Below are 24,632 nucleotides of genomic sequence, written 5' to 3'. Positions count from 1 at the left end.
GCGGGGCGGCGCCTTCTGCCGGGCACTCGCCGATTGCGCGCAAGTCTCCGGCAAGTGCGGTCCACGGTCAACCGGCTTTTCAGCAGGATGCGCCGGGGACTCCAAGGCGCGAGGACGGGTTTTCCGCAGTGCGGAGGCATGTCGCTTTCAAAAAAACGCAATCTGTTTGACGGGGCGCGGCACTGCGCCCCATAGTCCCTCCACTGTTGCTGCCGCACTGCACACAGCCCATCGCAAGCCGTTCCGATGACGAGACGAGCCATGGAAACTTTCCGCTTCCAGCCGGGCGAAACCCCGGTCCTGCTCAGCATTCCGCATGTCGGGACCATGATTCCGCCGGACATCGCCGCTACGATGACAGGGGACGGATTGGCACAGCCCGACGTCGACCGTCATCTCGATCGGTTGTACCACTTTGCCCCGGCACTCGGAATAGGCTTCATGACGGCGCTTTGTTCGCGCTACGCGGTGGATCTGAACCGCGACCCCGCCGGCATCGTCCTCCAGCCGGGACTCGATCCGACCGAGATCTGCCCGCTGACCACCTTCGATCGCCTGCCGATCTACCGGCCGGGGCTTGAGCCCGACCGGGCTGAGATCGACCGGCGGGTCGGCGCTTACTGGCGTCCCTACCACGATCAGCTTCGCACTGAGCTGCGGGCCTTGCGCGACCGCTACGGGGTGGCGATTCTGTTCGATGCCCACTCGGTGCGCAGCCGGGTTCCGCGCTTCTTCGAAGGTACCCTGCCCGACTTCAACCTGGGAACCGGCGACGGCAGCAGTGCCGCCCAATCCCTGGTCGTCCGGCTGATGAACGTGCTTTCGGCGTCGGAGCGCTATTCCGCCGCACTGAACGATCGCCTGCGGGGCGGCTTCATCATCCGCAGCTATGGCCAGCCGGAAGAGAACATCCACGCGATCCAGTTGGAACTGACCCAGTCCACCTACATGGACGAGGATTCTCCTTACCATTTCCGCCCGGACTTGGCGGCGGAGGTCAAGCCCCCGCTGGAGCGGCTGCTGAGCGTCGCCGTCGAATGGGCTTGGCAGAAAGCCAGCGGACAACGGCGGGCGGCGTTCCTGTAACGCCCCGGCCTGTCGACGCCGCTCCTGGCGGGAAAGAGCGGATATGAAAGAGCGGCCCTCCCCCGTCGCCGGGGAAGGGCCTAAGGACGGCCTGATCGGGGATGGATCAGATCTGGCCGCGCTCGCTCGCCTGGCGCATCAGGACGTACTGGCGCATCATCTGATTGCGGAAACGATAGCGTTCCAGTCCCGGCTCCACCACCGGGGCTAGGACCCCGCCATGGTCCTCCCGCGTCAGGCGTTTCAGCAGATCGAGCGTAGCGGCGCTCGGAAGCTCTCCGCTGTCGCCCGCCAGATCGTTGGGATCGAACACGCCATAGGCATCGGCCGGGCAAAGCGCCGCCGCCAGCAGCGCATCTTCCAATTCGGCCCGGCGGTCGGCGGCCAGCGCGCGGGCATAGCTTTCGACGATGCCGCGTTCCGCTTCCTGCAGGCAGCGGGCGACGGCATAGGCCAGATCGGGCCTTTCCACCAGCTTGCTGCCTCGGCTGACGGCGCTGCGAGCCGCATGCAGGCCCAGAAGCTGCGCATAGTAGGGCAGGCCGCGCACGAATTCGGCAATCCGCCGCACCACGTCGGCAGAGAATTCGATGCCGGCATTCTGCGCCCCGGCCTGGATCAGGCGGCCGATCTCCTGATCGGTCATCAGCGGCAGATGCACCGGCACCAGAGAGCGCTGGATCGACGGATGCTTGCCCAGCAGCTGGTCGAGATTCTCGGCGACGCCGACCACCAGCAGGGTGACAGGGATCGAGCTGTCCGTCAGGTTCTTGAACAGCTCCGCCAGCTTGTTGCGGAAATCCTCGTCGGTGACGCGGTCGTATTCGTCGAGGATCAGCAGCACATGGGTGGCGTGGATGCCCGACAGCACCTCGTTCAGTTCGGTGACGCTGAAGGTGCCCTCCGGCAGCAACTCGTTGAAGCTGGCGAAGTTGCGCCGTGCCGCGAACGGGTTGTCGAGCGCCGAACGGTAGTAGGTCGACGGGATCTTCTTCAGGAAGTGCCGGAAGATGTCCTCGAAGCTCAGCTCGCCGCTGCAGGTCAGCTTCAGCGAGAGATAGCCCGCCTGCCCGGCGATCTTCTCGATCGCGTTGGCGACGGAGGTCTTTCCGCGGCCACGGTCGCCATAGAGGATGACGTGCGCCCGCTCCTCCTCGATGGCGGAGATGATGCGGCGCAGGGTGTCGTTGCGGCCGATGAACAGGCCGTTCAGCTGCTGCTTCGGCCGGGTCGGGGTGAAGGCTTCGCGCAGGAGACCGTTCAGTTCCGGCGTCAGGCCCTTCAGCATGGCGGGCGCATTGGCGCCCATTCCGCCGCGATAGCCCCCGTTGACCGACATGGTGAAGCGCGGCAAGTCATGCTCGCCCTCGGCATCGCGGCCGCCCGGCTGTGGGAACATGTGGCCACGATGGTCACCGGTGGCCTCGTTGTCGATCACGTCGGGCAGACGCGGGGCGACGGGGCCGCGCATCGCCTCGAAGCCACCCCGCCCGCCAGGGCCGGCACCCAGGCTTCCGTCGATCGGACGCAGGTGCCCTCCGGCCGGCCGGGCGAAACCCGGTGCATTGGTGAAGCCGCCGGCACCGGGGCCGGCCATACCCGGTCCGCCGGTCAGCGGATTGCCGCCGAGACCTCCTCCGGTGATGCCACCGCCAAGTCCCGCACCGCCCGGTGCCGTACCGCCATGCCCGGTGCCACCCAGACCGGCAGCGCCGGTGGCCGGCAGCCGTTCGTCCGTCACTGCGGCCGAACGACGCTTTCGAAAGAAATTCCGCATCCGTCCCAATCCCCACGCGTTGTCGGCGTTCGCGGAACCGGCCCCCTTTCGGCTTCTCGGATGGGCCAGGGACGGTTCCGCGTGTTCCCGATGTAAGCGCTGCGCCGGCCAGGGTGGGCTGGGATTTCGGATATAATACCGACGCGGCATTCTCCATTCGGAGACTTCTTCCGAAGGACTTGCATCCCTCGACGACCGGACGTCCTCAGCCGATCAGGATGGGCCCGACGGTGGCCCAGCCATAGAGAACCGCCAGGAACAGGGCGAGCGTCATGCATTCACGCAGGAAAGCCAGAACCGACATGCCAACCTCCATTGTTCGCGTCTTGTTCTGATAGAGCTATCAGAACGGACGAAGAACGGCAATCGTTCAGTTCCGTCTATGTTCTCGTTATGATCTCCGGTGTTCCATTCCGGACACAGATCGAACGGATAGGTGTTTGGAAAGTTACGTGTCCAAAGCGGGGGGTTCTCAGGCGGGATCGGCGTCGTCGTAGCGGATCAAGTCGGTCCAGGCACGCTCCAGCCGACGCAGCGTGCGATAGGTGGTTTCGAAATCCGCGCCGTCGCTGTCGGTGCGCAACAGGCTGTCGGCACGCATCGCCTCCAGCTTCTTCAGCGCCTCGCAGGTCGCAAGCCCGCGATCGGACAGCTTGAGCCGGGCGGCCCGGCGGTCGCGCTGGGACGGGCTGCGGTCGACATAGCCGGCCTCCACCAGATGCTTCAGGTTGTAGGAGGCGTTGGAGCCCAGGTAATAGCCTCGTTCCAAAAGGTCTCGGACCGACAGTTCCTCGGTTCCTATGTGCAGCAGCATCAGTGCCTGGGTCGGACTGAGGTCGGTCACGCCGATGCGGGCCAGTTCCATCCGAAGCACGTCGAGGAAGCGCCGGGTGATGCTTTCCATCACGCGGCCAAGGTCGGTGTAGACCGCGGGGGCCGCCACACTCTGCTGCATGCTCATCGTTCCTGTGCCAGTGGCTTGGTGAAGCCGTTGTCCGGTTGCCGTGGCACTGCCGCGCCCGCAACCGGCAGGGCGGAAAAAGGGTGCCGCAGCACCCCTTCCCGTTGCCGTTTCTTAATGGCCTCAGACGATGGGCGGATTTTAAAGCGAATTGGAGAGACAAACTTGAGACTGAGAGGCTGTCCCCTCCCGAGTCCGGCAGATTACATCGTGCCGGGAAAGGCTCCGCCATCCAGAAGGATGTTCTGCCCGGTCATGAAACCGGATTGAGCGGCGCAAAGAAAGGCGCAAGCGGCTCCGAATTCCTCTGGATCGCCGAATCGACCGGACGGATTCGCTTTGCGCCGCACATCCATTTCTTCATCGATGCTGCGTCCGGCAGCCTTGGCTCCCCCCTCCATCGTCTTGCGAAGACGATCGGTTTCGAAGGGGCCGGGCAGCAGATTGTTGATGGTGACGTTGTGCTTCACCGTCTGACGCGACAGGCCGGCGACGAATCCGGTCAGGCCGCTGCGCGCGCCGTTCGACAGGCCCAGGATAGGGATCGGCGCCTTCACCGCACCAGAGGTGATGTTGACGATACGGCCGAACCGGCGGGAGATCATGCCGTCCACGGTCGCCTTGATCAGGAAGATCGGCGTCAGCATGTTGGCGTCGAGCGCGCGAATCCAGTCGTCGCGGTCCCAGTCGTGGAAGTCGCCGGGCGGGGGACCACCGGCATTGTTGATCAGGATATCCGGCTCGGGACAGGCGGCCAGCGCTGCGGCACGCCCGTCCTCCGTCGCGATGTCGCCGGGGGCGACGGTGACGGTGACGCCGGTGGCGTCGCGAATCTCTTCTGCGGTCGCCTCCAACGCATCGGCGTTGCGGGCGGTCAGCGTGACGTGAACGCCTTCGCGGGCCAGTGCGAAGGCACAGGCGCGGCCCAGCCCCTTGCTGGCGGCGCAGACGATGGCGCGGCGGCCGGCGATCCCAAAATCCATGATCGTCTCTTCCCAGTTGTCTCGGATGGCCTGTCGATTTCAGAAGGTCATTTTGGAACCGGATCGTTGCGGTTCCGTCCGTTGCAGGTCCGAAAGAACCTCGCGCGCAAGGGGCACGGTGACGCCGCGATGGGCGGCGAGCGACGCATGATCCAGCGCCGCCACCAGATGGCGGGCGGAATCGAGCGACCGCTCCATCCGGGCCAGCAGATAGGTGATGACCTCCATCCCCGGCCGCAACTGGCGGTCGGCGAACAGCTTGACCAGCACGGCGGCCAGCAGCGCATCGTCGGGCGGCCTGACCTCCACCGCCGGCGCACCCTTGATGCGCGATCGCAGGTCGGGGAGCCTGGTACGCCAGCGCGAGGGCGCCTTGCGCGACAGCAGCAGCAGATGGCCTTGCTGCTCACGGGCGAGGTTGTAGAGGTGGAACAGCGCCTCCTCCCGCTCGGGCCTGCCGGCGACCATGTCGGCATCCTCGACCACCACGGCGTTGGCCGGCACCAGCAGGGACGGCACCATGGCCGGCTCCAGGACATCGCCCCTGGTCACCACGGCATGGCTGCGGGCGCGCCACACCTGGGCCAAGTGGGTCTTGCCGCAGCCGGCCGGACCGAACAGCGTCAGCGCCGGAGCCGGCCAGGATGGCCAACGGTCCAGCCACGCCACCGCATCGGCGTTGCTGGGCGCCACGAGGAAATCCTCGCAGCCCATCGCCGTCCGGTGCCCGAGGTCGAGCGGTATCTGCGCCGGCAAGCTCATGCGGATACACCCATCAGCGTTCCGCCTCGGTGCCGCGGTAGTACGGGCTCGAGAGATACTGTCGCAACGCGAAGCGGGTCAACACGCCGATCACCGCAGCCACCGGCACCGCCAGCAGCACGCCGACGAAGCCGAACAGGCTGCCGCCGGCCAGCAGGGCGAACATCACCCACACCGCATGCAGCCCGACCTTGTCGCCCACCAGCTTGGGCGTCAGGACGTTGCCCTCCACCGCTTGGCCGAACAGGAAGATGCCGACGACGATGGCGATCCGCCAGAACTCGTCGAATTGCAACAGGGCAAGACCGGTGCTGGCGACGAAGCCGAACAGGGTGCCGACATAGGGGATGAAGGACAGCAGCCCAGCAAGCAGGCCGATCACCAGACCGAAATCCAGCCCCGCCGCCGACAGCGCCAATGCATAGAAGACGCCCAGCACGACGCAGACCGTCGCCTGTCCGCGCACGAAGCCGGACAGGGTGACGTTCACCTCGCGCGCCTGCTCGCGCACCGTCTCGGCATGCTGGCGCGGCAGCCAGGAATCGACCTTGCCGACCATCAGGTCCCAGTCCCGCATCATGTAGAAGGCGACGACGGGGGTGATGAACATCAGGGTGACGATGTCGAACAGCGCCAGCCCGCCCGACAGGATGTGGGTTACGATACGGCCGACCAGCCCCGCCACCTCCCCGGCATAGGCGCCGGCGGCGGCCCGCAGCCGCTCGACGTCGGCGGCCGGCAGGCGGTGGATGATGCGGTTGAGCGCCGGGATCAGGCGCTCCTTCACCAGCGTCGCATAGTTCGGCAGCACCTCCAGCAGATGGGAGATCTGTCCCTGCACCAGCGGCAGCAGAAGCAGCGCCATCAGCACCATGACCAGGACGAATCCCAGCAGCACCAGCGTGGTGCCGAGCCAGCGCGGCAGCCGGGCCGCCTCCAGCCGGTCGACCGCCGGGTCGAGCAGATAGGCGATGGCCAGCCCGACGACGAAGGGCAGCAGCATGTCGGCCAGCAGCCACAGCGCCAGGATGAACAGCCCGAGCCCGATCAGCCAGAAGCGGAGCTGCTTGGCCGGCGTCACGGAACGCCGCCGAGCCGGTTGAACAGCAGGGCGCCGCGCCGGGCATACAACACACCGGACAGCACCGTCGTCACCGTGCAGGCGTACACCAGCAGGTCGACCAGCTCCCATCCGTTCAGGTGGAAGTCCGGCAGGCCCAATGCCGGCGGAGCCAGCACCGCGGCCGCCAGCGCGATCTGCACCACGGTGTTCACCTTGCTGATGTAGAGCGGCTGCATCGCCAGCGTCTCCTTCAGCGTGAACAGCAGGATGACGCCGCCGATGATCATGATGTCGCGGAACACCACCATCATCGCCAGCCAGAGCGGGATGGTGCCGACCCAGGCGAGCGCGACATACACGCCGACGATCAGCGCCTTGTCGGCCAGCGGGTCGAGGTAGCCGCCCAGCACCGTGCGCGCCCGGAACATGCGGGCGATGGCCCCGTCCAGCGCATCGGACAGCCCGGCGGCGACGAAGAGGGCGAAGGCCCACTCCATCTTGCCGGTGAGGATCATGTACATCGCGGCCGGAACCGCCACGATGCGCAGGAAGGTAATGATGTTGGGAACGCTCACGGCACGCTCTTGGCCGGAAGCGTACCCAGGTTGCGCGGCGGCGCGCCCATGGTGCTCGTGCCGGCTGCACCCATGCCGCCGGACTCCATCGGCGCCGAGGGCGCCAGCGTGGTTGGGGACGCCACCGGGGACGCCACCGGGGATGCCGTGCCGGCAACGGCGCCGGCCGACGCGGCTCCCGACCCGCGCGGAAGCAGCGTCAGCTGCCAGTCGGCGGACTGCACCGGCACCGGCGCGCCCGGATAGGTGGGAGGCGTGCCGGCTGCCGAGGCCGCCGTCCGCGCAAAGGCGAGATCCTGGCGTGCGAGCGCCTGGGCCAGCTGGTCGGGGTCGCCGCGATAGGTCAGCATGACGAGCGCCTCGCTGCGGCTGATCGAGAGCACGCTGCTGCGGCTCACCGCATTCACGGCGGACAGCCGCTTGCGGGTCTCCACCCAGTCGTTCACCGCGGTCAGCGGCACGCGGACGATGGTGTTCTGCTCCGGACCGGCAGCGGTGGTGTGTTCACGCCGCCAGGACTCGTCGAGCTGGGTGCCGACCGCCGCGACCGCGCGGTTCAGCATGTCGTCGGCGTTGCCCCCGCCCTTGACCTGTACCGTCTGGTTGTCGCGGGTGCCGTTCAGCCCGTAACGGGTGACATCCACCGTCAGGCCGCGCGCCGGGTCGGGACCGTTCGCCGGCATGTCCATACGGGCGACCACCACGCCACCGGCCTTGTAGGCCTGGGCGATGCGGGCCATGGCATCGGTGTTGCCGGCGATCGCATCCTCGCCGCTGATCGCCTGGGCATCGGACAATTCCCCGTCCGGCACCACCAGAGGCACCAGCGACGCGGCGGGCTGCCGCGCTTCCCAGGCAGCGCGCCACGGGGTGCGGTCCTGCCACAGGATGGTGCGCCCGTCGGTCTGGGTCACCGGCAGGATGACGAAGGGCCGGGACGGCGGCTCCACATACTGGGCGGTGCCGCCGCTCTGGCCGAGCGCATCGCGCACCGCATTGGGGCGGAAGCGTACGGTGATGGAGCCGACATAGCGGCTGGCCGACACCTTCTCCTCGTCGATCTCGAATCCCTGGACCATCCGGGCGATCTGGCTGTCCGACAGCCGCGGCGGATTGCCGCCGCCGGGTACGAGGCGCCCATACAGTTCGGTCCAGGCCTTGGCCTGCGCCTCGCGGATCGCCTGATCGCGGATCGTGGTCGGATTGCTGCCGCTGATGTCGACCTTCACCCCGGACACGGCGAAGGGATCGGCGGCGGACGAGACGGCGGCCGGCGGCAGGGAACCGGTCTGCGCCCCCGCCGGTCCGGTCATGGTCAGCGCCAGAGCGGTCGACATGGCAGCAAGACCGGCGAGGAGCGGCGCGCGGCGGCGGTGGAGCATTGCAAAGCCTTCCGATTCGAGTATGTTCGGCCCGAGCCCAAGGCCCGGTATATAGCTCAGCCCAAGCGAGGATACCATCAGCACCCAGTCCTATAACATGTCCGACGCCTACAAGCAGGCCGGTGTGGACATCGATGCGGGCAACGCGCTTGTCGAAGCGATCAAGCCCCTTGCCCGCTCCACTGCGCGCTCCGGCTCCGACGCCGGCCTGGGCGGCTTCGGCGCCCTGTTCGACCTGCGCGCCGCCGGCTATCAGGATCCGCTTCTGGTCGCGACCACCGACGGTGTCGGCACCAAGCTGAAGGTGGCGATTCTCGCCAACCGCCATGACACGGTCGGTATCGACCTCGTCGCGATGTGCGTCAATGATCTGGTGGTCCAGGGCGCCGAACCGCTGCTGTTCCTCGATTACTACGCGACCGGAAAGCTGGACGTCGCCGCCGGGCGCGCCATCGTCGCCGGAATCGCCGAAGGCTGCCGTCAGGCCGGCTGCGCGCTGGTCGGCGGCGAGACCGCCGAGATGCCGGGCATGTACGCGGAAGGCGATTACGACCTCGCCGGCTTCTCGGTCGGCGCGGTGGAACGCCAGCACGCCCTGACCGGTTCCGCCGTCCAGGCGGGCGACGTCGTCCTCGGCCTCGCGTCGACCGGCGTGCATTCCAACGGCTATTCGCTGGTGCGCAAGCTGGTGGAGAAGTCGGGCCTCGGCTATGACGCATCCTGCCCGTGGGACGAGTCGAAGACGCTGGGCGAAGCGCTGCTGACCCCCACCCGCATCTATGTGAAGAGCACGCTGAAGGCGGTGCGCGCCGGCACGGTCCGTGCCATGGCCCATATCACCGGCGGCGGCCTGATCGAGAATATTCCGCGCGTCCTGCCGGACGGGCTGGGAGTCGTCCTCGACGCCTCGGCCTGGTCCCTGCCCCCCGTCTTCTCCTGGCTGATGAAGACCGGCGGGATCGCTCCGTACGAGATGGCGCGCACCTTCAACGTCGGCCTCGGCATGGTCGTCGTGGTTCCGGCCGACAAGGCGGAGGAGGCCATCGGCATCCTGCGCGAACTCGGCGAGACGGTCTTCACCGTCGGCACCGTCACCGCCCTGAAGGACGGCGACGCCCGCGTGACCGTCAACGGCATGGACGCCGCCTGGACCGCGTAAGGGACGCCCCATGGCGCCGTGCGTTCGATCAAGAAACGCACGACGCCATGGTGCTTTGATTGACGATCGGATTCCCGCGTCAAATCGCTGCTGACTGCAAGCGGTCCGATCCAAGGATAGTTCGATGAGCAAGTTGAAGCTCGGCGTCCTGATCTCGGGGCGCGGCAGCAATCTGCAGGCGTTGATCGACGCCTGCGCCGCGCCGGACTTCCCGGCCGAGATCGCGCTGGTGCTGTCCAACAAGGCCGACGCCTTCGGCCTGGAGCGTTCGGCGAAAGCCGGCATCGCCACCGCGACGGTCGACCACCGCGATTATCCCGGCGACAAGCCGGCCTTCGAGGCGACGATGGACGCCTCCCTGCGGAAAGCGGGTGTTCAACTGGTATGCCTCGCCGGATTCATGCGCCTGCTGTCGCCGTGGTTCGTCGGGCAATGGCGGGACGCGCTCATCAACATCCATCCATCGCTGCTGCCCTCCTTCAAGGGGCTCGACACCCATGAGCGGGCACTGGCCGCCGGTGTCCGCTTCCACGGCTGCACCGTCCATTACGTGCGGCCGGAAATGGACGAGGGTCCGATCATCGCCCAGGCCGCCGTCCCGGTCCTGCCCGGCGACGATGCCCACAGCTTGGCCGACCGCGTTCTGGAGTCGGAGCACAAGCTCTACCCCCACGCCGTCCGCCTGATCGCCGAGGGTCGCGCCCGAGTCGACGGCGATCTGGTGAGAATCCACGGCCCTGTTCCGGACCTTGCCACCCTGACGAATCCGCCGATTTAGGCGCGCCGCCCTTCGGGCCGCCTAGCTTCCGGCATGGTTGACGGTTGCGCTCGGAATCTGTTGCGTTTCTGGCGGCCCGCGTCAAAAATCGCGGGTAAAGGAAACCATCGGAGGATTCATCGAAATGGCTGCCGCCAGTCCCAACCCGGTCAGTGAGGAAACCGTCCGCGCGCATCAGGCGGGCTGGATCGCCTTCACCCATTTCATGAAACTCGGCATCGCCGGCGTCATTGCGGTGCTGGTGCTGCTGGCGATCTTCACACTGTAACCGGCTGAATTTCGCGGCGCATCGCCCCTTCCGCCCCCTCTCCCACCTTATGCGGGAGAGGGGACGGGGGCTTTGCGGGAGACTTTAGCCCGCCAGCATCTCCAACGCCTTCTGCAGCTTGTCGCGAGCCTGATCGGCGGTCTCGCGACGGTCGCGCTGCTCCTCGATCACCTCTTCGGGGGCCTTGGCGACGAACTGCTCGTTCGACAGCTTGGCATCGATCTTCCTGATCTCGCCCGCCAGCTTCTCGATCTCCTTGGACAGGCGCGCCTTTTCCTTGTCGAGATCGACGATGCCTTCCAGCGGCAGCACCAGGGTGGTCTCGTCCAGCACCGCCTGGACGCTGCTCTTCGGCACCTCGCCCTGCAGCGGCTCGACGCTCGACAGGCGGGCCATGCGCAGGATCAGGTCGCGGTGGGTGTCCAGCCGCTTCAGGCTGATCGCGTTCGGATCCTTCAGCTTCAGCTCGATCTGCGCCGCCGGCGGGACGTTCATCTCCGACCGCATAGAGCGGACCGAGGTGATCAGCCGCACCACCCAATCCATTTCGTCGCGCGACGCAGGATCGACGATGTCGGCGGCGAACTCCGGCCACTCGGCCGAGATCAGGCGGTTGGCACGGGCCGGCGACAGCTGTTCCCACAGCTCTTCGGTGATGAAGGGCATCAGCGGATGCAGGATGTGCAGGATCTGGTCGAGCACCCAGGCGGTGGTCGCCCGAGTCTCCGCCTTCGACGCCTCGTCGGTCCCGGCCAGGATCGGCTTGGTGAACTCCATGTACCAGTCGCAGAAGGTGCCCCAGGTGAACTGGTAGGCGGCGCCCGCGGCCTCGTTGAACTTGTAGGCGTCGACCGATTCGGCGACCTTCTTCGCCGCATCGGCGAGTGCGCCGACGATCCAGCGGTTGACTGTCTGGGTCAGGCCGACCGGCCGATAGCCGGCGACCGGCTCGCAGCCGTTCATCTGGCAATAGCGGGCTGCGTTCCACAGCTTGGTGGCGAAGTTGCGGTAGCCCTCGACCCGGTTCACCGCCAGCTTGATGTCACGGCCCTGCGCGGCCATCGCCGACAGGGTGAAGCGCAGCGCGTCGGTGCCGTACTGGTCGATGATCTCCAGCGGGTCGATGACGTTGCCCTTCGACTTCGACATCTTCTGGCCCTTCTCGTCGCGGACAAGGGCGTGGATGTAGACCGTGCGGAAGGGCACGTCCTTCATGAAGTGCAGGCCCATCATCATCATCCGGGCGACCCAGAAGAAGATGATGTCGAAGCCGGTCACCAGCACGTCGGTCGGGTAGTAGCGATCAAGCTCCGGCGTCTGGTTCGGCCAGCCGAGCGTCGAGAAGGGCCACAGCGCCGACGAGAACCACGTGTCGAGCACATCGGCATCGCGCGTCAGCTCGACATCGCTGCCATAATGCACCTTCGCGGCGGCGCGCGCCTCCTCCTCGGTCTCCTCGACGAAGAAGGTGCCGTCCGGACCGTACCAGGCCGGAATCTGATGGCCCCACCAGATCTGGCGGCTGATGCACCAGGGCTGGATGTTGCGCATCCACTCGAAATAGGTGTTCTCCCACTGCTTGGGCACGAACACCGTCTTGCCGGTCTCCACCGCCTCGATGGCGGGCTTGGCCAGGGTCGCGGCATCGACATACCACTGGTCGGTCAGCCAGGGCTCGATGGCGACGCCGGAGCGGTCACCGTGCGGGACCATGTGGGTGTGCGGCTCGATCTTCTCCAGAAGCTCAAGCGCCTCCAGCTCGGCGACGATCTTCTTGCGCGCCTCGTAGCGGTCGAGCCCGCGGTAGGCCTCGGGCACATTGTCGTTCAGCCGGGCGTCGCGATCCATGATGTTGATCTGCTCGAGCCCGCAACGCTTCCCGACCTCGAAGTCGTTGAAGTCATGGGCCGGCGTGATCTTCACCGCACCCGAACCGGTCTCCGGATCGGCATATTCGTCGCCGACGATCGGGATCAGCCGGCCGACCAGCGGCAGGCGGACCATCTTGCCGATCAGGTCCTTGTAGCGCTCATCCTCCGGATGCACCGCCACGCCGGTGTCGCCCAGCATGGTTTCCGGACGGGTGGTGGCGACCACGATGAAGCGCCCCTCTTCCCCGTCGATGGGATAGCGGAAGTGCCAAAGGTTGCCCTTGATCTCCTTCTGCTCGACCTCGAGGTCGGAGATCGCGGTGTGCAGCTTCGGGTCCCAGTTGACCAGCCGCTTGTCCTTGTAGATCAGGCCCTGGCGGTGCAGTTCCACGAACACCTTGCGGACGGCGCGGCTCAGCCCCTCGTCCATGGTGAAGCGTTCGCGCGGCCAGTCGGGCGAGGCGCCCAGCCGGCGCAGTTGGCGGGTGATGGTGCCGCCGGACTCGGCCTTCCACTCCCAAACCTTGTCGATGAAGGCGTCGCGGCCGAAATCATGGCGCGTCTTGCCGTCCTTCGCCAGGTTGCGTTCCACCACCATCTGAGTGGCGATGCCGGCATGGTCGGTGCCGGGCTGCCACAGGGCGTCGCGGCCGCGCATGCGGTTGTAGCGGGTCAGCACGTCCTGGATGGTGAAGGTCAGCGCATGGCCCATGTGCAGGCTGCCGGTGACGTTCGGCGGCGGCATCATGATGGTGTAGGGCTTGCCGTTGCCCTGCGGGTTGGCGGCGAAGGCGCCCGACTCTTCCCACAGGCGGTAGTGCTTCTCCTCGACCTCGGCGGGCCGGTACGTCTTTTCCAACATCACCAGAAACTTTCGCTAGAAACGTCTCAACCGGAAGCTGACAGGCAGGCTCGGTACAGGGCGGATCAGAACTTCTGCGACCGCCGGATCATCCTGTCGATTTCCTGCTGTACCAGCCGCTCGACCACCGTCGGCAGATTCTCGTCCAGCCATTCTTTCAACAGCGGCTTCAGCAGCTCGCGCACGACTTCTTCCACCGTGCGGATGCCGATGGGCATCGGGCCGATGGACAGGTCGTCGCCGAGTTCACGCGCCAGATGGGTCAGATGATGCGAGGCATCCTCCGCCGTCCGGCGCGAGATCAGCCCGGCATCCGGATCGACCGGGCGGCGGCGCGGGCGCGGCGGTGGCGGCGGCTCGTCATCCTCGAAATCGTCGAAGGCCGGCATCGGCCGCCGGGCGGCCGGGCGCGGCGGTGGCATCGGTTCGGGCTCCGGCTCCTGCCAGCGCGGGGGTGGCGGCGGCGGCGCAGGAGGCTCGGGAAAGGCCGGTTCGTCCGGCCAAGCATCAAGGGCCGGCTGACCGAAGTCGGGCCGCTCATCCGGTTCGTCCTCCACCATCTGGGTCAGTTCCAGGACGTCGTCGTCGTCCTCGACCGGTGGAGGGGGCGGCGGCGGAGGTGGTGGGGGCGGCGGAGGCGGAGGCGGCGAAGGCGCCTGGGTTTCCGACTTGGCCGGCTCACCGTCCTCGGAAATGATCCGCCGGATGGAGGCGAGGATTTCCTCCATCGAAGGTTCTTGCTGGCCCTTATCGCTCATAGTGACAACCCGAGACGTCAACCTGCCCCAAACCTAGGGCAGTGTTGGCAAAAAAGCCATAATACAAAAACGGCCCGCTTTCGCGGGCCGTCTCGTTCATTCGGTCACCGACGTTCCGAACCACTTGCCCCGCGTCTTGTCGTAATTCGCCTGCGGGTCGTATTTCTGGACCGGCAGATTGAGCCGGTCGGCGGTCAACTGTCCGCTGGCGGACAGAACATTGAAGGCCGCGACCATCTCGTCGTGCTGCGCACGGACGAGGAAGACGCGGGCATTCAGCAGTTCCTGTTCCTGGTTCAGCACGTCGAGCACGGTACGCGAACCGACCTGGGCTTCCTGACGGACGCCCTCCAGGGCGATCTGAGCGGCCTTGATCTGCGCCGTGTAGGACTCGGTGCTGGCCCGCGCGGTCTGCAGGGCCTGCCAGGCGCTGACCGCCGACTCGGTCACCTGGCGGCGGGTCTCCTCGATCTGCAGGCGGGCCTGGTTGGCCGTCTGCTTGGCCTCGCGCACCAGCGCTTCGGGCTGGCCGGCCTGGTAGAGCGGGATGGTCACCTGGGCGGTGACCTGCGCGCTGTCCGACCGGTTCAGGTCGATGCCGGAGGAGCGGCCCGGATCATAGGTGCGGCTGCCGGAAGCCGACAGGTTCACCGACGGCAGCAAGCGGCCATACTGCTGGTCCACCGCTTCGCGCTGCGCCGCTTCGGTGTAGGAGGCGGACAGGACGTTCGGATTGTTGGCACGGGCCAGCTCGACCAGCTCGTCCAGGTTCTTCGGCAGGCGGAAGGCCGGCTTCGGCGCCTTCAGCTCGCCCGGCGCGGCGCCCACGAGACGCTCGTAGGTCGCGCGGGAGGCGCGCAGCGTGCCTTCGGCCGAGATCTTGGAGGCGATGGCGGCCGACAGGCGCGACTCGGACTGGCTGACGTCGGTGCGGGTGTACTCACCGACGCGGAAGCGGTCGCGGGCGGCGTCCAGCTGGCGGCGCAGCACCTGCTCGTTGTTGGTCTGCAGCTGCAGGATGGCCTGGTTCTGGACGATGTCCAGATAGGCCTGGGCGGCGGCGAGCAGGACCGACTGTTCCGAGGCGATTAGGGCGGCGCGCTGGGCCTCGACAAGCCGTTCGGCACGCCGGACGGCCGGGGCGACGGTGGCGTCGTAGAGCGGCTGGGTGGCGGTGACGCCGACGGTTTTGGAATTGGCTTCCGATCCGGTCGAGCCGCCGTCGAACTTGCTCTCGCCCGTCGAGCGCGAGATGCCCGCGGTCACGCGGGCCGTCGGCCGGTAGCCGGACAGCGCCTGGGGCACGCCCTCGTCGACGGCACGCAGGCGGGCGCGCTGGGCGCCGATCGTCGGGTTGTTGGCATAGGCCTGGGCGAGGGCCTGCTCCAGGGACTGGGCCTGGGCCGTACCACCGCCGGTCACTGCTGTGCCCATCGTGGCGGTCAGGGTCAGGGCCGTCGCCAGCAGCCAGCGGCGCGCAAAACGGCTTCGCACGGTCATGTTCAGTAGACCTTCATGTTCGGGTCGATTCGGCGCGCCCAGGCATCGACGCCGCCATCAAGGTTGATGGCGCGGTCGAACCCCTTGGAACGCAGCCACATGGTGACCTGCGCACTGCGGCCACCGTGATGACACACGACGACGACATCGCGGTCCTTCGGCAACTCGTCCACCCGACCGGGAAGCCCGTTCATCGGAATGTGCAGGCTGCCGTCAATGGCGCACAGCGCAAACTCCCACGCCTCGCGCACGTCGAGGAGAACGAGCCCGTCACCGGCAGTGCGGCGACGGTCTAACTCTTCAACCTCGATTTCGAACGGCGCGGCCATGGATGCTCACTTTCGTGCAAGGGCGACGGCGACGGTAGCGCAGAACCGCGCAGAGGTAAACTGCACGGTTCAGTTCAAGACCTGTCCGACCGGCGAATCCGATCAGAACACGAAGGACGCCTTCTTCTCGAAGCCCGGCAGCGCGTGCGGCTGGGCCTCGAACAGGATGCGGCTGGACACCACGCCGGCGACCCGCTGGAACAGGCGCACTTCGCCGACGCTGCCCCTGCCCTGGACGATGGCGACGAGACGACCGCCTTCCGCCAGCTGCTCCGTCAGCGGCGCCGGCACATCAGGCACGGTACCTTCGACGACGATCACATCGTAAGGGGCGTTTTGGGCGTACCCCTCCGCCAGCGGGCCGGTGACGGCCTTGGCGTTGGCGATGCCCTGTCCGGCCAGCGCCGCGGTCGCGGCGGCGGTCAGACCCTCGTCGCAATCGAGGCCGACCACCGACGAGGCGAGGCGAGCCAGCACGGCGGTGGAGTAGCCGCCGCCGGCGCCGACGTCCAGCACCCGGTCGGTCGGCTGCACGGCGACGGTCTGGAGCATACGGGCGAAGACCATCGGCTCCAGCAGGAACCGGCCCTTGCCGATGGGGAGATCGTCGTCGACATAGGCGACGCCGCGCGCCGACTCAGGAACGAAGGCTTCGCGCGGAAGCTCCGACAGGACGTCGACGAGACGTTGATCGGTCACCTTGTTGGGGCGGATCTGTCCCTCGACCATGAAATAGCGTGCGGCGGCGAAATCGGTCATGGCGGTCGCTTATTGATGTGTTGTGACGACACCGGCACCAAGCCGAACAGCGGACGGCTTCCTGCCATGGCGGTATATAGCCGCAAAGGCTTGGCGAACACAACGTCACGAGCGATGAGCGCGGAGCCTTTGCCGGCTGCCGGGAAAAAGGCCAGCGAAGAGGTCGGGAGAACACGGGCGGAAGCCGGCCGCAATCGTCCGCAAATCGTCGTTCAAAAAACGTCACCATTCGCCTTGACCGCTCCGTTCCGGGCCGCTATACCACCGCTCCACACCGAGGGCGCGCTGGAAACAGGGCGCCGGTGCCGGTCAGGATGGCGCGGTGGCAGAGTGGTGATGCAGCGGACTGCAAATCCGTGTACGTGGGTTCGATTCCCGCCCGTGCCTCCATACCTGACGATAGCATGGAAGAGACCATCAGGTGCTCCGAACGCAGCCCCGCCTCCGGCGGGGCTTTTTGCGTTTCGGCCTTGTTTTCATTGACGGAAAGCCATCTCGCTCCTGCCGGAAGAAAATTCATTTTCCTGTTGGAATTGGCTTGGCAGGGCCGAATGGTTCGGCTATACACCCGCCACGCCAACAACGGCGGCGGCCGAAAGGCCAGTCACCGATCCCGGTTAGCTCAGTTGGTAGAGCAGCGGACTGTTAATCCGCTTGTCGCTGGTTCGAGTCCAGCACCGGGAGCCAGATCGAAAAGGCCGGATGCCAAGCGCATCCGGCCTTTTCTTCTTTCCGAGCTATTGCATCTTGACTGTGGCGCTTAAGTAACCGAATTCGGTTTAAAGCAGTTGGGCTAGGACCGACGGTCACCCCACACGGCATGAATTAGTCCCAAAAGACGATCCTGATTTGCCGGAAGCGAAATGCCGCACAGGGCTGTACGGCGTTAGACTTGATAGCAATCCGGGCCTCACTCTTGGGCCGGGCGTCTCCAGCCTATGGAGGATCGCCGTGCTTCTGCCATTCCAGTCCGAAGCTCTTCGCACCGCCCCGCCGCTCGACGGCACCGGCCGCGGCTCGCCCGAACCCGACGATCATCCGGTCCGAACGGTGGATTGCGTCACTGCCGCCCTGTTGTTCCTGGCGGCGGTGCTGCTCGCCCTGCTGGCCCTCAGCACCGATTGGGACGGGTCGACGACCGAAAGCCGGCCCCAGGCCTACGAGAACACGCCGGTGCTGGTGATCCCGCCCCATCCGCGGTGAACAGGTCCTATTCCACCAGATCGTCGTAGAGGCTGTCGTCGGATGCCGACGGGTCCCCGCCGGACGAGGCGATGGCGACCCGTTTCCATTCCCCGCACCAGTCTGTGGACAGGGTAATCGGGAAATCGCCTTCGGGGCTGCGCGGGGTCACCACCGGCGGATAGCGCCGGCAGGTCCCCTTCGGTCCGCGTTGACGGAGCCCCTGCCCCTCCCAGAAGCGGCAGGTGTAGCAGGTATCGAGTCGCTTCATCGCGGAGCGGTCTCCTTCTGGTGGCCGTTTTTGCCATTTGGCCGTTTTGCCATTTGGCCGTTTCTGGCGCCGACCATCCGGTTCCGCTCCCGCTTTTCTCCCGGCCGGCCAGTCAGCCGTTGGACGGCGGCTTGGCCGGCCGCATCGTGTCGGCGCATCTGGCGTAATACGCCTTGATGTCCGCGTCCAGAACGCTGCGGCGGCGTCCGCCCTCCGATCCCTCCGGTGCGTCGCTCAAACGTTGAAACTCCTGGACGGCCTGTTCCAGTTCCTGTTCGCTCTCGATGGGCATGCTGTCGCCTTTCCTCGTGGAAATCCATGTGGATTGTCGGGCACCGGCAGGACAACAGCGGGCGGCGGCGGTATGTTTCCGCCATCGCTGCCAAGCCCGCGGTCCGCGGTCTCGTGACGACGGCTTGATGAGTCGCGACTCCGGCGCAATGTCTTACCCTGTGTCACCCGAGTCGCGACGGACAGGGCCGCGCGGCCGCGAGGGTGCCCTTGGCCCTGCCTTGCGCGGGAGTGCGGTGTCATGCGGGTCGTTTCAACACCGGTCGCGCCGCGGTTGGCGGCGGCCATCCTCATCCTTGTCGGCGTGACTATCGGGCTCGGCATCACCGGCGGCGCGGTCGGAGTCGGTACCGCCCGGGCGGCGGAGCCCGCTCCGTTGGACGCAGAGCGCGTCGTCCGCTCGGTCGTCGGCATCAGCGCCGTCGTCCCGCCCGACAGCCAGAGCTCCCGCACGCTGGGAACCGACCGCGAAGGCAGCGGCGTGGTGATCGACGGGTCGGGATTGATCCTGACCATCGGCTATACGGTGATGGAAGCCTCGCAGATCCAGGTCACCGCCGCGGATGGGCGCAGCTATCCCGCCAATCTGGTCGCCTATGACCCCGTCAGCGGATTCGGCCTGCTGCGGGCGGAGATGGGATTCACGGCTCCATGGCTGCGGCTGGCGAATTCCGATGCGGTGAAGGAGGGCGATACCCTGCTGGCACTCAGCGGCGGCGACAACCGCGGGGCCACGGCGGTGAAGGTGGTCGGCAAGCGGGAGTTCGCCGGCTACTGGGAATATCTGCTGGACGAGGCGCTGTTCACCTTCCCGCCGATCCGCGCCTTCAACGGTGCGGCCCTGGTCAACCGCGAGGGCCGTCTGGTCGGCATCGGGTCGCTGCTGGTGGCGGAGGCGATGGAGGGCCGCCCCCTGCCCGGCAACATGTTCGTTCCGGTTTCGGCACTGGAGCCGGTCCTCGCCGATCTGCTCGCCTATGGCCGGCGCCAGGAACCGGCAAGGCCGTGGCTGGGCGTCACCCTGCGCGAGGAGATGGGCCGGCTGCTGGTGGACAAGGTGTCGCCGCGCAGTCCTGCCGAGTCGGCCGGCCTGCGCCCGGGCGATTGGATCGTCGGCATCGGCGGCCAGCGCTTCAGCGGACTGGCCGATTTCTACCGCAAGCTTTGGGGCCTGGGGCCGGCCGGGACCATCGTGCCGCTCGAGGTGATGCGCGGTGCCACGCTGACCCCCGTCCCGGTGACCTCGGCCGACCGCGTCCGCTTCCTGCGGCTGAATCCGACGCTGTGAGTTCAGTCCCCAATCCCTGAGCTTCGCTGGGGCGCTTGTGGCGGGCGCGACGGCGTAGCACCTTGTCGGAAACAGCCATCCCTGGAATCGCACCGACCATGAACCATCCCGATATCGAGATCATCGACAAGAAGACCCCCTACAAGGGCTTCCTCACCATCGACGTCTACCGCCTGCGTCACAAGAAGTTCGACGGCACCTGGACCGACGTGCTGCCCCCGCGCGAGGTGTGCGACCGCGGTGCGGCCGTCGGTGTCCTGCTTTACGACCCCGATCTCGACACCGTCGTGATGATCGAACAGTTCCGCGTCGGCTCCGCCGCTGCCGGCGGTCCGGCCTGGATGACGGAGATCGTCGCCGGCATGGTCGGCGAGGGGGAGTCCCCCGAGGAGGTGGCACGCCGCGAATCGATGGAAGAGGCGGGCTGCGCCATCCGCGAGATCGAGCAGATCTGCGATTACTATGTCAGCCCCGGCGCCTTCACCGAAGTGGTCACCGTCTTCTGCGGCAGGGTCGACAGCCGCAACCTTGCCGCGACCGGTGGCCTCGAGGAAGAGCATGAGGACATCCGGATCATGGCCCTGCCGGCCGACGAGGTGATCCGCATGATGGACGAGAACCGCCTGCGCAACTCGGTCGCCATCATCGCCGTCGGCTGGCTCGCCCGCCACCGCGAGTCCCTGCGCCGGCGCTGGCTGGGCGAGGGCTGAGGGGGCGGGATGCGGGCGATGGATGCCCGCGTCTCCGCCGTGAATTTTACGCACAGCAGTCGTTCAATACAGCATTCCACACCCTTGCCTTGAAACCGTGGCTTTCCGTCCTGATAGTATCGGCAGCATTCCACATCCGACCTTGGGAGTACCCGTCTTGGACATCCGCAACGGCTTCATCGGCGCCATCGGCAACACGCCGCTGATCAGGCTGGAAGGGCCTTCGAAGGCGACGGGCTGCGAGATCCTGGGCAAGGCGGAGTTCCTGAATCCCGGGGGATCGGTCAAGGACCGCGCGGCTCTCGCCATCGTGCGCGACGCCGAGCAGCGCGGGCTGCTGCGTCCCGGCGGCACCATCGTCGAGGGTACGGCCGGCAACACCGGCATCGGGCTGGCGCTGGTCGGCAATGCGCTGGGCTACCGCACCGTGATCGTGATGCCGGAAACACAGAGCCAGGAAAAGAAGGACATGCTGCGCCTGATCGGCGCCGACCTGCGGCTGGTCCCGGCCGTCCCCTACTCCAACCCCGACAATTACGTCCGCTATTCCGGCCGGCTGGCGGAGGAGCTGGCGAAGACCGAGCCGAACGGCGTCGTCTGGGCCAACCAGTTCGACAACACCGCCAACCGTGAAGGCCACCGCACCACCACCGGCCCGGAGATCTGGGAGCAGACCGGCGGCAAGCTCGACGCCTTCACCTGCGCGGTCGGCAGCGGCGGCACCTTGGCAGGCATCGCGCTGGCCCTGAAGGAGCGGAACCCGAAGATCCGCATCACGCTGGCCGACCCGATGGGCGCCGCCCTGTTCAGCTACTACACCAAGGGCGAACTGAAGTCGGAAGGCAGCTCGATCACCGAAGGCATTGGCCAGGGACGCATCACCGCCAACCTGGAACAGGCCCCCATCGACGACGCCCTGCAAATCCCGGATGAAGAGGCGCTGCCGATCATCTTCGACCTGATCAAGACGCAGGGGCTGGTGCTGGGCGGCTCGTCGGGAATCAACATCGCCGCGGCGATGCGGGTGGCGCGCGACCTCGGCCCCGGCCACACGGTGGTGACCATCCTGTGCGACGGGGGGCAGCGTTACCAATCGAAGCTCTTCAATCCGGACTTCCTCCGTGAGAAGAATCTTCCGGTGCCAGACTGGCTGGCCTGATTCGTTCCGAAGGGGATCCAGGGAAGACATGGACGCGCTATTCCGCGAGGACGCCTACGCCCGCAATTGCGTCGCCACCGTCACGGCGGTGGACGACCGCGGCATCCGGCTCGACCGCACCGTCTTCTACCCGACCGGCGGCGGTCAGCCGGGCGACAGCGGAATCCTGCGCTTCGACGGGTTCGAGGTCCGCATCACGGACACGGTGAAGGGCGACGGCGGTCCCGACGACGTCATCCATGTGCCGGAGGACGGGCAGGAGCTGCCCGGCCCCGGCATTGCCGTGGAAGCGGAGATCGACTGGGACCGCCGCTACCGTCACATGCGGATGCACACCGCCCTGCACCTGCTGTGCGCCGTGGTGCCGGGATCGGTCACCGGCGGCCAGATCGGCGCGGACAAGAGCCGGCTCGACTTCAACGTGCCGGCCGGCTCCCTGGACAAGGACGGCATCGCCGACTCGGTCAACAGGCTGATCGCCGCCGACACGCCCGTCGGCACCCAGTGGATCACCGACGACGAGATGGCGGCGAAGCCGGAACTGGTGCGCACCATGTCGGTGAAGCCGCCGAGCGGCAGCGGCCGGGTGCGCCTGCTGAATGTCGAAGGCGTCGACTTGCAGCCCTGCGGCGGCACCCATGTCGCCCGCACTGGCGAGATCGGCGGAATCGAGGTGACGAAGATCGAAAACAAGGGCAAGCAGAACCGGCGCGTGGTCATCGCGCTGAAGGACTGAGCCTGTCCCGCCGATCCTCCATCCGACAGCTCCCACTCCCCGACCGATTGCCCCCGCCGATTGCCAAGGACGCGCAGCATGAGCGACAGCATCGTGGAACCGCTGACCGGCCCCGTCGTCTCCACCGACTGGCTCGCCCGCAACCTCGGCCGGCCCGGCCTGAAGCTGCTCGACGGGTCCTGGCACATGCCGGCCCTGAAGCGCGACATCCGCGCGGAGTTCGCGGCCTGCCGCATCCCCGGCGCCCGGCTGTGCGACGTCGACGAGGTGGCGGCACCGAACACCGCCCCCCTGCCCCATATGGCCCCCGACGAGGCGTCCTTCGCCGCGAAGATCGGCGCGCTCGGAATAGGCGACGGCGATACCGTGGTGATCTATGACAGCGCCGGCATGGCGACCGCGGCGGCACGGGTCTGGTGGCTGTTCCGCCTGTTCGGCTTCGACCGCGTGGCCGTGCTGGACGGCGGCCTGCCGAAATGGCTGACGGAGGGACACCCGACGGAATCGGGCGAGCCCGCCGCCGTCCAGCCCGCCGTCTTCACCGCGCGCAAGCGGCCCGAATTGATCCGCAGCGCCGATCAGGTGCTCGCGAACATCGACCTGCGGAGCGATCAGGTGACCGACGCCCGTGCCCAGCCGCGATTCGAGGGCGCGGTGGCCGAGCCCTGGCCCGGACGGCGCAGCGGCCGCATCCCCGGCAGCTTCAACCTGCCCCATACCGACCTGATCGACGCCGGCACCAAGACCCTGCTGCCGCCGGATGTCATCGTGGAAAAAGCCCGTGCCGCCGGGCTGGACCTCGACCGGCCGGTTGTCGCCTCCTGCGGCAGCGGCATCACCGCCTGCGTCATCGCCCTCGGCCTCGCCGCCGCCGGCAAGCCGGACGTGGCGATCTATGACGGCTCCTGGGCCGAATGGGGCTTGCGCGCGGATCTGCCGCTGGATGCCGGCCCGCTGAAACCGGAAGCCCGGCGGCCATGACCGCACCCGTCACCGTCCGGCCCTGCACGGCCGAGGACCGCGACGCGGTCGTCGCGCTGTGGACAGCCTGCGGACTGGTGGTGCCGTGGAACGATCCGGCGGCGGACTTCGCACTGGCTCTGTCGAAGACCAGTTCGACGGTGCTGGCCGCCGTGGAGGACGGGCGGATCGTCGCGACCGCCATGGTCGGACAGGACGGCCATCGCGGCTGGATCTATTACGTCGCCGTCGATCCGGCCTTGCAGGGACGGGGGCTCGGCCGCCGCATGGTGGCTGAAGCCGAAAGCTGGCTGACGGCGGCCGGCATGCCGAAGGTCCAGCTCCTCGTCCGCGAGACCAATCAACCGGTGCTGGCCTTCTATGAAAGGCTGGGCTATGCCAAGTCGCCCGTCACGATGATGCAGAAATGGCTGACCAACCCTTCTCTTTGACCCGTCCCGCCGTACCGGCCGCCAGCCGACCCGGCCATCTGCCGGTGATCGTCACCTATCTGCAGATGACGGCGCCCCCGGTCCACGCGCCGGTGCGCCAGCCGTCCGCCAACCTCTCGCTGGTCCGGACCAACCCGCCGACCTGGTCCTTCTACCGCTATCTCTACGACACGGTGGGAGAGCCCTGGCTGTGGCACGAACGCCGCCGCATGCCGCGCAAGGAGCTTGAGCGCTCGATTCTCGACCCGCTGGTGGAGGTCTGGGTGCTCCAGGTCGACGGCACGCCGGCCGGCTTCGCCGAGCTGGACCGACGGACGCAGGAAACCGATCTCGCCTATTTCGGCCTGATCCCCGATTTCATCGGCCGCAAGCTGGGGCCCTGGCTGCTCGACACCGCCATCCGCAAGGCCTGGGACGGGGGAGCGAAGAAGCTGGTCGTCAACACCTGCACCTTCGACCATCCGAAGGCGCTGCCGCTCTATCAGAGCATGGGCTTCGTCCCCACCCGCCATGTCGTCCGCGAGGTCCGGGACCCGCGGCTGGACGGCGCGCTTCCGCGCAGCGCCGGAGCGCATATTCCGCTGGCGGGATGAGACCGGGGTGACGGCCGCCCCCTTGACCATCCCATACCCCGCGCCCCATCTACCCCGCGATGCCGGAACCCGGTCGCGGGACGGCGCGTTCCTATAGCGGGGCGGATGCTCCGCGGT

The 24,632-nt window shown here is 67.1% G+C and carries 26 protein-coding genes and 2 tRNA genes; 14 read left to right on the top strand and 14 right to left on the bottom strand.

Annotated features, from left to right (window positions below; translation table 11 throughout):
- Positions 1-261 precede the first annotated feature (261 nt).
- A complete protein-coding gene (hutG, locus tag JHL17_RS29980) occupies positions 262-1,086 on the top strand; it encodes an N-formylglutamate deformylase (RefSeq protein WP_200198268.1) in 825 nt (274 codons plus the stop codon).
- 106 nt (positions 1,087-1,192) lie between these two features.
- Here the strand turns inward: hutG and JHL17_RS29975 are convergent, their stop codons facing one another.
- The 7 genes from JHL17_RS29975 to JHL17_RS29945 form a co-directional block, all read right to left on the bottom strand.
- A complete protein-coding gene (locus JHL17_RS29975) occupies positions 1,193-2,863 on the bottom strand; it encodes an ATP-binding protein (RefSeq protein ID WP_282189378.1) in 1,671 nt (556 codons plus the stop codon).
- Between the two features lie 472 nt (positions 2,864-3,335).
- Positions 3,336-3,824 (bottom strand): MarR family winged helix-turn-helix transcriptional regulator, encoded by a 489-nt coding sequence (locus tag JHL17_RS29970; protein ID WP_109443402.1) that lies wholly within the window; start codon positions 3,822-3,824, stop codon positions 3,336-3,338.
- A gap of 203 nt (positions 3,825-4,027) precedes the next feature.
- Entirely contained in the window at positions 4,028-4,807 is a 780-nt protein-coding gene (locus JHL17_RS29965) for an SDR family oxidoreductase (protein WP_200198267.1), read from the bottom strand.
- Between the two features lie 39 nt (positions 4,808-4,846).
- Positions 4,847-5,569 (bottom strand): HdaA/DnaA family protein, encoded by a 723-nt coding sequence (locus tag JHL17_RS29960; protein ID WP_200198266.1) that lies wholly within the window; start codon positions 5,567-5,569, stop codon positions 4,847-4,849.
- Between the two features lie 13 nt (positions 5,570-5,582).
- Positions 5,583-6,650, bottom strand: coding sequence for an AI-2E family transporter (locus JHL17_RS29955; protein ID WP_200198265.1), 1,068 nt, complete (start codon positions 6,648-6,650; stop codon positions 5,583-5,585).
- Positions 6,647-7,207 (bottom strand): CDP-alcohol phosphatidyltransferase family protein, encoded by a 561-nt coding sequence (locus JHL17_RS29950; RefSeq protein ID WP_200198264.1) that lies wholly within the window; start codon positions 7,205-7,207, stop codon positions 6,647-6,649. Before JHL17_RS29950 ends, JHL17_RS29955 begins: the two co-directional genes overlap by 4 nt.
- Complete coding sequence (locus JHL17_RS29945) at positions 7,204-8,544, bottom strand: DUF2066 domain-containing protein (protein WP_247893891.1); 1,341 nt, start codon at positions 8,542-8,544, stop codon at positions 7,204-7,206. Before JHL17_RS29945 ends, JHL17_RS29950 begins: the two co-directional genes overlap by 4 nt.
- 142 nt (positions 8,545-8,686) lie before the next feature.
- On the opposite strand from JHL17_RS29945, the gene purM reads away from it, so the two are divergent.
- From purM to JHL17_RS29930, 3 genes are all read left to right on the top strand, one after another.
- The gene (gene purM / locus JHL17_RS29940) at positions 8,687-9,748 is read left to right on the top strand and encodes a phosphoribosylformylglycinamidine cyclo-ligase (RefSeq protein WP_200198262.1); all 1,062 of its coding nucleotides are present in this window, start codon (positions 8,687-8,689) and stop codon (positions 9,746-9,748) included.
- 124 nt (positions 9,749-9,872) lie between these two features.
- Complete coding sequence (purN, locus tag JHL17_RS29935; protein WP_200198261.1) at positions 9,873-10,526, top strand: phosphoribosylglycinamide formyltransferase; 654 nt, start codon at positions 9,873-9,875, stop codon at positions 10,524-10,526.
- Positions 10,527-10,650: 124 nt separating this feature from the next.
- Entirely contained in the window at positions 10,651-10,794 is a 144-nt protein-coding gene (locus JHL17_RS29930) for a hypothetical protein (RefSeq protein ID WP_200198260.1), read from the top strand.
- An 84-nt stretch (positions 10,795-10,878) separates the two neighbouring features.
- Here the strand turns inward: JHL17_RS29930 and JHL17_RS29925 are convergent, their stop codons facing one another.
- The 5 genes from JHL17_RS29925 to JHL17_RS29905 all read right to left on the bottom strand — a co-directional run bounded on the left by JHL17_RS29925 (position 10,879) and on the right by JHL17_RS29905 (position 16,873).
- Positions 10,879-13,527, bottom strand: coding sequence for a valine--tRNA ligase (locus tag JHL17_RS29925; protein WP_200198259.1), 2,649 nt, complete (start codon positions 13,525-13,527; stop codon positions 10,879-10,881).
- Between the two features lie 65 nt (positions 13,528-13,592).
- Positions 13,593-14,255: a DUF2497 domain-containing protein gene (locus JHL17_RS29920; protein WP_282189377.1), complete on the bottom strand. Its 663-nt coding sequence runs from the start codon at positions 14,253-14,255 to the stop codon at positions 13,593-13,595.
- Positions 14,256-14,381: 126 nt separating this feature from the next.
- Positions 14,382-15,785 (bottom strand): TolC family outer membrane protein, encoded by a 1,404-nt coding sequence (locus JHL17_RS29915; protein WP_200198257.1) that lies wholly within the window; start codon positions 15,783-15,785, stop codon positions 14,382-14,384.
- A 2-nt stretch (positions 15,786-15,787) separates the two neighbouring features.
- On the bottom strand, positions 15,788-16,114 hold the full coding sequence (locus tag JHL17_RS29910; RefSeq protein WP_200198256.1) for a rhodanese-like domain-containing protein: 327 nt from the start codon (positions 16,112-16,114) through the stop codon (positions 15,788-15,790).
- Between the two features lie 102 nt (positions 16,115-16,216).
- Positions 16,217-16,873: a protein-L-isoaspartate O-methyltransferase family protein gene (locus JHL17_RS29905; protein WP_200198255.1), complete on the bottom strand. Its 657-nt coding sequence runs from the start codon at positions 16,871-16,873 to the stop codon at positions 16,217-16,219.
- Between the two features lie 316 nt (positions 16,874-17,189).
- Here JHL17_RS29905 and JHL17_RS29900 point away from each other — a divergent pair.
- From JHL17_RS29900 to JHL17_RS29890, 3 genes are all read left to right on the top strand, one after another.
- Positions 17,190-17,263: transfer RNA gene (locus JHL17_RS29900), tRNA-Cys, on the top strand.
- Positions 17,264-17,484: 221 nt separating this feature from the next.
- A tRNA-Asn gene (locus JHL17_RS29895) sits at positions 17,485-17,560 on the top strand.
- Between the two features lie 264 nt (positions 17,561-17,824).
- The gene (locus tag JHL17_RS29890; protein ID WP_200198254.1) at positions 17,825-18,076 is read left to right on the top strand and encodes a hypothetical protein; all 252 of its coding nucleotides are present in this window, start codon (positions 17,825-17,827) and stop codon (positions 18,074-18,076) included.
- A gap of 7 nt (positions 18,077-18,083) precedes the next feature.
- On the opposite strand, the gene JHL17_RS29885 is transcribed toward JHL17_RS29890, so the two are convergent.
- Together JHL17_RS29885 and JHL17_RS29880 are read right to left on the bottom strand one after the other, a co-directional pair.
- On the bottom strand, positions 18,084-18,326 hold the full coding sequence (locus JHL17_RS29885; protein ID WP_200198253.1) for a hypothetical protein: 243 nt from the start codon (positions 18,324-18,326) through the stop codon (positions 18,084-18,086).
- A gap of 112 nt (positions 18,327-18,438) precedes the next feature.
- The gene (locus JHL17_RS29880) at positions 18,439-18,618 is read right to left on the bottom strand and encodes a hypothetical protein (protein ID WP_200198252.1); all 180 of its coding nucleotides are present in this window, start codon (positions 18,616-18,618) and stop codon (positions 18,439-18,441) included.
- Between the two features lie 240 nt (positions 18,619-18,858).
- Here JHL17_RS29880 and JHL17_RS29875 point away from each other — a divergent pair, with 240 nt between their 5' ends.
- From JHL17_RS29875 to JHL17_RS29845, 7 genes are all read left to right on the top strand, one after another.
- Positions 18,859-19,905, top strand: a complete 1,047-nt coding sequence (locus tag JHL17_RS29875; protein WP_200198251.1) for a S1C family serine protease — start codon at positions 18,859-18,861, stop codon at positions 19,903-19,905.
- A gap of 98 nt (positions 19,906-20,003) precedes the next feature.
- The gene (locus JHL17_RS29870) at positions 20,004-20,615 is read left to right on the top strand and encodes an NUDIX domain-containing protein (protein ID WP_200198250.1); all 612 of its coding nucleotides are present in this window, start codon (positions 20,004-20,006) and stop codon (positions 20,613-20,615) included.
- Between the two features lie 157 nt (positions 20,616-20,772).
- Positions 20,773-21,774 carry a cysteine synthase A gene (locus tag JHL17_RS29865; RefSeq protein ID WP_200198249.1) on the top strand — a complete coding sequence of 334 codons (1,002 nt, stop codon included), beginning with the start codon at positions 20,773-20,775 and terminating at the stop codon, positions 21,772-21,774.
- A gap of 28 nt (positions 21,775-21,802) precedes the next feature.
- Complete coding sequence (locus JHL17_RS29860) at positions 21,803-22,510, top strand: alanyl-tRNA editing protein (RefSeq protein ID WP_200198248.1); 708 nt, start codon at positions 21,803-21,805, stop codon at positions 22,508-22,510.
- 78 nt (positions 22,511-22,588) lie between these two features.
- On the top strand, positions 22,589-23,491 hold the full coding sequence (locus JHL17_RS29855) for a rhodanese-like domain-containing protein (RefSeq protein ID WP_200198247.1): 903 nt from the start codon (positions 22,589-22,591) through the stop codon (positions 23,489-23,491).
- Entirely contained in the window at positions 23,488-23,922 is a 435-nt protein-coding gene (locus JHL17_RS29850) for a GNAT family acetyltransferase (RefSeq protein WP_200198246.1), read from the top strand. Before JHL17_RS29855 ends, JHL17_RS29850 begins: the two co-directional genes overlap by 4 nt.
- Complete coding sequence (locus JHL17_RS29845; protein WP_200198245.1) at positions 23,898-24,515, top strand: GNAT family N-acetyltransferase; 618 nt, start codon at positions 23,898-23,900, stop codon at positions 24,513-24,515. The genes JHL17_RS29850 and JHL17_RS29845 overlap by 25 nt, the downstream gene beginning before the upstream one ends.
- The last annotated feature ends 117 nt before the right edge of the window (positions 24,516-24,632 follow it).

The sequence above is a fragment of the Azospirillum endophyticum genome (genome assembly GCF_016595245.1).
Classification (GTDB): Bacteria; Pseudomonadota; Alphaproteobacteria; order Azospirillales; family Azospirillaceae; genus Azospirillum; species Azospirillum endophyticum.
Note: the sequence above shows the minus strand (reverse complement) of the source record. Positions and strands in the feature narration are given on the sequence as shown.